This window comes from Prevotella sp. HMSC077E09 (assembly GCF_001814685.1).
In the GTDB taxonomy this organism is placed as follows: domain Bacteria; phylum Bacteroidota; class Bacteroidia; order Bacteroidales; family Bacteroidaceae; genus Prevotella; species Prevotella oris.
Genome location: NZ_KV817502.1, coordinates 67,341 through 73,898 on the forward strand (window position 1 = coordinate 67,341; position 6,558 = coordinate 73,898).

Annotated in this window: 5 protein-coding genes; 3 read left to right on the forward strand and 2 right to left on the reverse strand. The window is 47.5% G+C overall.

Translation table 11 applies throughout. From position 1 onward, the window contains the following. The first annotated feature begins 69 nt into the window (after positions 1 to 69). Positions 70 to 1,077, forward strand: a complete 1,008-nt coding sequence (locus tag HMPREF2983_RS02075; protein WP_070666252.1) for an aspartate-semialdehyde dehydrogenase — start codon at positions 70 to 72, stop codon at positions 1,075 to 1,077. A gap of 132 nt (positions 1,078 to 1,209) precedes the next feature. Here the strand turns inward: HMPREF2983_RS02075 and HMPREF2983_RS02080 are convergent, their stop codons facing one another. Then, complete coding sequence (locus HMPREF2983_RS02080) at positions 1,210 to 1,587, reverse strand: RidA family protein (RefSeq protein ID WP_004371132.1); 378 nt, start codon at positions 1,585 to 1,587, stop codon at positions 1,210 to 1,212. 5 nt (positions 1,588 to 1,592) lie between these two features. Beyond that, a complete protein-coding gene (ilvA, locus tag HMPREF2983_RS02085; RefSeq protein WP_004378382.1) occupies positions 1,593 to 2,804 on the reverse strand; it encodes a threonine ammonia-lyase in 1,212 nt (403 codons plus the stop codon). 192 nt (positions 2,805 to 2,996) lie between these two features. Between ilvA and HMPREF2983_RS02090 the strand changes: the two genes are divergently transcribed. After that, a complete protein-coding gene (locus HMPREF2983_RS02090; RefSeq protein ID WP_070666255.1) occupies positions 2,997 to 5,126 on the forward strand; it encodes a cation:proton antiporter in 2,130 nt (709 codons plus the stop codon). Positions 5,127 to 5,140: 14 nt separating this feature from the next. Continuing rightward, positions 5,141 to 5,800 (forward strand): ABC transporter ATP-binding protein, encoded by a 660-nt coding sequence (locus HMPREF2983_RS02095; RefSeq protein ID WP_004371129.1) that lies wholly within the window; start codon positions 5,141 to 5,143, stop codon positions 5,798 to 5,800. The last annotated feature ends 758 nt before the right edge of the window (positions 5,801 to 6,558 follow it).

Below are 6,558 nucleotides of genomic sequence, written 5' to 3' on the forward strand. Positions count from 1 at the left end.
GTAGCCATTGTTACGAAATTATTATGTAATTTTGCAACATAGAACAGAGAATTAAATGATATATCGCTTATGAAAGTAGCAATTGTTGGTGCAAGTGGGGCCGTAGGACAGGAGCTCCTGCGCATTCTTGCAGAGAGAAATTTCCCGTTGGATGACTTGGTTCTGTTTGGCTCTACACGCAGTGCGGGCCGCAAATACACCTTCAAGGGGAAAGAATATGAGGTGAAACAGCTGCAACATAATGATGACTTCAAGGATGTGGACATTGCTTTCACATCGGCAGGTGCAGGGACTTCAGAGGAATTTGCAGGTACCATAACGAAGCATGGCGCTGTGATGATCGACAATTCCAGTGCATTCCGCATGTGCGATGACGTGCCCTTGGTGGTTCCCGAGGTGAATGCTGAAGACGCACTGAACTGTCCCCGTCACATCATTGCCAATCCCAACTGCACTACAATCATGATGGTTGTGGTGTTGAAACCCATAGATCGGCTCAGTCATATACGCAAGATACACATTGCAAGCTATCAAAGTGCGAGCGGAGCAGGTGCAGCTGCCATGCAAGAACTTGAGCAACAGTATAAGGAACTCATTGAAGAAGGCCGTGTGAAGACTGTAGATAAGTTCCCACATCAGTTAGCTTACAACGTCATTCCACAGATTGACAAGATGACTTCGAATGACTATACGAAGGAAGAGATGAAGATGTATAACGAAACACGCAAGATTATGCACAGCGATGTGCGCACGAGTGCCACCTGTGTACGCGTGAGTTCGCTTCGTTCTCACTCTGAAAGCGTGTGGTTCGAGACCGAGAAACCGCTCTCTGTCGATGAAATCCGCAAGGCTTTGGCAGCTGCTCCGGGCGTTACTTTGGTAGATGATCCGCAGCATTATGTATATCCCATGCCCCTTGAGAGTGCGGGGAAAGACGATGTCTACGTAGGACGCGTGCGCAAAGACTTGGCTGATGACAACGGCAACACACTGTGGCTGACGGGCGACCAGATTAGAAAAGGCGCGGCGTTGAATGCTGTTCAGATTGCAGAATACCTGATAAAGGCTAAAAAGTAATATAGAAATAAAACGGTAAAAGGGTAAGAACGTAAAAAGACTACACTTGAGTTTGAATTCAAGAAGCGTCTTTTTGCGCTTTTACCCTTTTATTTTTGTGGTGTTATTCTACCTTTTTACTTTCTTCTCTTCTTAGCCCTTGCATGCCAACACCTCTACTTCGACGAGTGCACCCTTGGGTAAATCCTTCACAGCTACAGCCGAACGAGCTGGGAAAGGCTGACTGAAGAACGTGGCATAAACCTCGTTCATGGCAGCAAAATCATTCATGTCGGCCAAATAGACCGTTGTCTTTACGACATGAGCAAGGTCTGTTCCTGCTTCTTTCAGAATGTTGCCGGCATTGGTAATAGCCTGTTTGGTCTGCTCCTTAACCCCACCTTCCACGAAGTTTCCTGTCGATGGATCGATTGGAATCTGTCCGGATGCGAATACAAAACCGTTGACTTCGATGGCCTGGCTATATGGCCCTATAGCGGCAGGAGCGTTGTTTGTGTGAATAGCTTTCATATAAATTATTTTAAGTTTGGGTTATACAATATGGTTATATCCTTGTCCTTAAGAGCTTGAAGGATTTCATCAATGTGCTCTTGGTTCTTGGTTTCCATGGTCACACGCAGCATACAAGCATTCACTTTCTTGCGATTTGCCGAGCGATCATGGTGCACTCCCGTCACATTGGCCCCTTTCTGGGCAATCACAGAGCATACTTCGACAAGCTTTCCAGGTTGGTCATCGAGTTCAAAGTCAAGTGTACAGAGACGGCCACTCTTGGCAAGTCCGCGATTAATCACACGGTTCAGGATAGTCACATCAATGTTTCCGCCACTGACAACACACACGGTTTTCTTGCCTTTCACGGGCACTTTGTTGAACATTACGGCTGCAACGCTCGTTGCACCCGCGCCTTCTGCCACCATTTTCTCACTCTCGATGAGCTTCAAAATGGCTGCACAAATCTCGTCTTCCGTAACGGTAACAATCTCATCTACATATTTGGAACAGGTGTCAAAGGTCAGTTGTCCCGGCTCTTTTACAGCGATGCCGTCGGCTATAGTCGATACACTTGGCAGACATTCTATCTTGTGGTCATGAATGCTGTTGACCATACTTGGAGCGCCTTCTGCCTGTACACCGTAGACTTTCACATGCGGATTAAGACTCTTAATGGCATAGGCAACACCTGAAATCAAGCCTCCGCCACCCACAGGAACGACTACAGCGTCGAGGTCGGGAAGCTGCTCAAGCAACTCAAGTCCTATCGTTCCCTGCCCTGCAATGACGTTTTCATCGTCGAAAGGATGCACGAAAGTGTAACCCTTTTCATCGCGCAATTGCAACGCTTTCTGATAGGCATCATCATACACTCCGGGCACAAGCATCACCTCAGCACCTAACTTTCGGGTGGCTTCAACCTTAGAGATCGGAGCACCTTCAGGCAGACAAATGAGGCTCTTCACACCCATTGCAGTGGCTCCCAAGGCTACACCCTGGGCATGATTTCCTGCAGAACAGGCAATGACTCCCTTTTTCTTTTCCTCATCCGAGAGTTGGGAAATCTTGAAATAAGCCCCCCGAAGCTTGAAAGAACCCGTCAACTGCAGACATTCCGGCTTAAGATAAACGTCCACATCCGGGTTGATTTTCTTCGCATGTATAAGCTCCGTCTTGCGTAAAACGTTGCTCAACACGTAGCGTGCCTTATAAAACTGATCTAATTGCAACATGACTTTGTGCATTAACAAATATTGTATTGCAAAGTTAGTACATATTTGTGAAAAGCAAAAAGGTAAAGGGGTAAAAAAGCAAAAAAGTCTTTTCGCGTTGCGAATGAACAGCTTTCATGAACCGACAAATCACATTTTACACCACGGCAAACGTTGGGTTTCACGTTTTTTTGTGTAACTTTGCGCAATAATATGTTGCATATCGCCCAGTATTTTCCCATCACAGACCCCACACTTGTATTCTTTGTGGTGTTGCTGATAATCCTTTTTGCACCGATTATCATGGGAAAACTGCGCATCCCTCATATCATTGGAATGGTTCTGGCAGGCGTTGTTGTGGGCGAATATGGCTTGGATATCCTCGTCAGAGACGACTCTTTTGAACTCTTCGGACGTGTAGGTCTCTACTATATCATGTTTCTTGCAGCCCTCGAAATGGATATGGAGAGCATCCGAAAGAACAAGAATCAACTGCTCATTTTCGGGCTCTTGACCTTTACTGTGCCTTTAGTGCTGATTTATTTCATGGGCATAAGTCTGCTCAACTATGGCAAAACAGCATCACTTTTGTTAGGTTGCATCATGGCAAGTAACACACTTGTGGCCTATCCTATCGTCAGCAGATACGGTTTGCAGCGTAAACCGAGCGTCACTTTGAGCGTGGGTTCAAGCATGATTGCCCTTCTCTTCTCGCTCATTCTCTTGGCTGCTATCGTGGCATCCAACAGCGGTGAGGGAAGCATTGGCTTCTGGTTGATCTTCGTTTTGAAGTTCATCGCCTACTGTGGGGGCGTCATCTTCCTGCTTCCAAGACTCACACGGTGGTTTCTCCGCCGTTACAGTGATGCCGTGATGCAGTTTATTTTCGTCTTGGCTTCAGTCTTCCTATGCGCCGCTTTGAGTGCAGCCATTGGATTAGAAGGCATTTTCGGCGCCTTCCTTTCAGGCTTAATCCTCAACCGATACATCCCTTCCGTGTCGCCATTGAAGAACAGATTGGAGTTTATCGGCAATGCAGTTTTCATTCCATATTTCCTCATCGGCGTGGGCATGCTCATCAATGTGCGGTTGCTTTTCAATGGAGGTGGCATCCTTTGGGCCGTCATCTGCATCACTGTTTTCGGCACTTTGGGCAAAGCTATCGCTGCATATATCGCATGCATGGGCTTCAGAATGCCCATAAGTTCAGGCCACATGATGTTTGGAATGACGTCCGCTCACGCCGCAGGTGCCATTGCCATGGTGATGGTCGGCATGCGATTGCCCTCTGCCGACGGCTCTCCGGTGGTGAGTGCACAGATGCTTAACGCCGTTGTTATCATGATTTTATTCACCTGCATCATATCAAGCATTCTGACAGAACAATCAGCACAACACATCGTCTTACGTGACAAGGAGATGCCGGCAGAAGCAGAAGAAAAGATAAAAGACGAGAGAATACTCGTTCCGGTGAAGTATCCTGAGTATGCAGAATACCTGATGAACATGGCCATTCTGATGCAAGACCGCAAGCAAGGGCGTGGACTTGTGGCCCTCAATGTGGTCTATGATGACGAGCACATGCGCCGAAACATGGAACAAGGCAACCGATTATTGGAGCAAGTGACACGCTACTGTTCCGGCTCCGACGTGCATATTCAGACGCAAACACGCGTTGCTGCCAACATTGCCAACGGCATAAAGCATGCTTTCAAAGAGTTTCAAGCCACCGAAATCCTTATTGGAATGCACAGTCACAAAGAGGTTTCTTCAAAGTTTTGGGGCGAGTTTCATCAGAGTTTATTCAACGGATTGAACCAACAAATCATGATGGCAAGGCTCAATCAACCCCTCAACACAATCCGCAGAATACAGGTAGCCGTACCTTCACGGGCCGAATTTGAACCCGGTTTCTACCGCTGGTTGGAGCGCTTGGCGCGTGTAGCGGGCAACTTAGATTGCCGCATTCAGTTCCACGGACGCACGGATACGCTTGCCTTAGTGAATGAATATATCAAGAACCGACACCCTCAAGTGCGTGCCGATTACAGCAACATGGAACATTGGAACGCCCTTCCGCAATTGGCAAACAGCCTCTCCGACGACCATCTTCTCGTCATTGTGACCGCCCGAAAGGGTACGGTTTCCTACAAGAATGCACAGGAATACCTGCCCGATGAAGTCCAACGATATTTCAACGGCAAGAACTTGCTCATCATTTTCCCCGATCAATACGGCGATCAGGAAGTCATGACATACTCTCAGTCGCAGCATACCGAGGAACGAAGTGCCTGGGAGTCGCTTGCAAGATGGATTGACAAACGGCGCAGAAAGTTATCTTAAAACACATCATTGATATGATTGACATCAAGAATATAACGAAGAGTTTCGGCAGTCTTCAAGTGCTCAAAGGCATTGATCTGCACATCAACAAAGGCGAAGTAGTCAGCATCGTAGGCCCATCGGGAGCCGGAAAGACCACGCTCTTGCAGATCATCGGGACGCTTGACAAGCCCGATGCAGGCACCATTTGCATCGACGGCATCGACGTGAGCAGTCTTTCAACGCGCAAACTCAGCGACTTTCGCAACCAACATATAGGCTTCGTGTTTCAGTTCCACCAGCTTCTGCCCGAATTCACTGCCTTAGAAAACATCATGATTCCAGCCTATATCGCAGGCAAGAGCAACAGCGAAGCCAAACAACGGGCCTTGGAACTGCTTGCTTTCATGGGCCTTTCAGACCGCGCCCACCATAAACCTGCCGAGCTTTCAGGGGGAGAAAAGCAGCGCGTTGCCGTTGCCCGAGCCCTCGTCAACAAGCCCGCTGTGATTCTTGCAGACGAACCTTCGGGCAGTCTTGACAGCAAAAACAAGGCTGAACTGCATCAACTTTTCTTCGACTTACGCGATAAATTCGGACAGACTTTCGTCATTGTGACCCACGATGAGGGGCTTGCAGCCATCACAGACCGCACAATTCACATGAAAGACGGCGAGATTTGGGGAGCAGAATAAGCTGTACTTTCGCCTCCTATTCTCCCTTTTCGAGCAATCGGAGATAGCGGTTTAAGACATAACCGGCATGCACTTTACATCCCATTTTGTAAAGTTTATGTCGCGTTTTTACCCCCTTCGCGAATTGACCAAATAGAAAATAAAAAGCCGTTTTTCGTGACTATCCGAGGCCATTTTCAGCAAAAAGCAACACAAAATAAGCCATATCATCTTGCAATATGCGTCACTTTACATGGCAAGGTGCACCAAATCACCGCGCATTATGCCTCAAAGCATCGCGCGTTTTGCGTCAAATGAGCGCCTAACATGACGCAAAACACATCCGCATCTATATCTTTTCAGCATGCAATCTGCCTTAAAAGGCACTACAATACTGATTATCAAGCGATTAGAAAAAAGCCTCAAAACTCGCGTATTTGCGTCCAAGAGGATTATAATTTGAAACAGGGGGAGTTTTCAGAAGGGTTTTGTAAAAGAATATTTAATACCTACCCCCATCCCAAAGGGGGAGCCTCCCCCAGCCCCTCCGAAAGGAGGGGAGCCCGAACTTGCAGGAAAATCATCATTGTGCTATGGCTTGGAAAGCCATAGCAACCCATTGGTTAACAACAAAAGAACTGCCACTTTAACCTCGCCTCAAGGGAGGGGAGCCCGAACTTGCAAGGAAAATCATCATTGTGCTATGGCTTTCCAAGCTATAGCAACCCATTGGTTAACAACAAAGAGAGCTGCAACTTTAACCTCGCCTCAAGGGAGGG

Coding starts and splice junctions, on each gene's coding strand:
- HMPREF2983_RS02075 (WP_070666252.1), top strand. CDS start 70: ATGAAAGTAGCAATTGTTGGTGCAAGTGGGGCCGTAGGACAGGAGCTC.
- HMPREF2983_RS02080 (WP_004371132.1), bottom strand. CDS start 1,587: ATGAAAGCTATTCACACAAACAACGCTCCTGCCGCTATAGGGCCATAT.
- ilvA (WP_004378382.1), bottom strand. CDS start 2,804: ATGTTGCAATTAGATCAGTTTTATAAGGCACGCTACGTGTTGAGCAAC.
- HMPREF2983_RS02090 (WP_070666255.1), top strand. CDS start 2,997: ATGTTGCATATCGCCCAGTATTTTCCCATCACAGACCCCACACTTGTA.
- HMPREF2983_RS02095 (WP_004371129.1), top strand. CDS start 5,141: ATGATTGACATCAAGAATATAACGAAGAGTTTCGGCAGTCTTCAAGTG.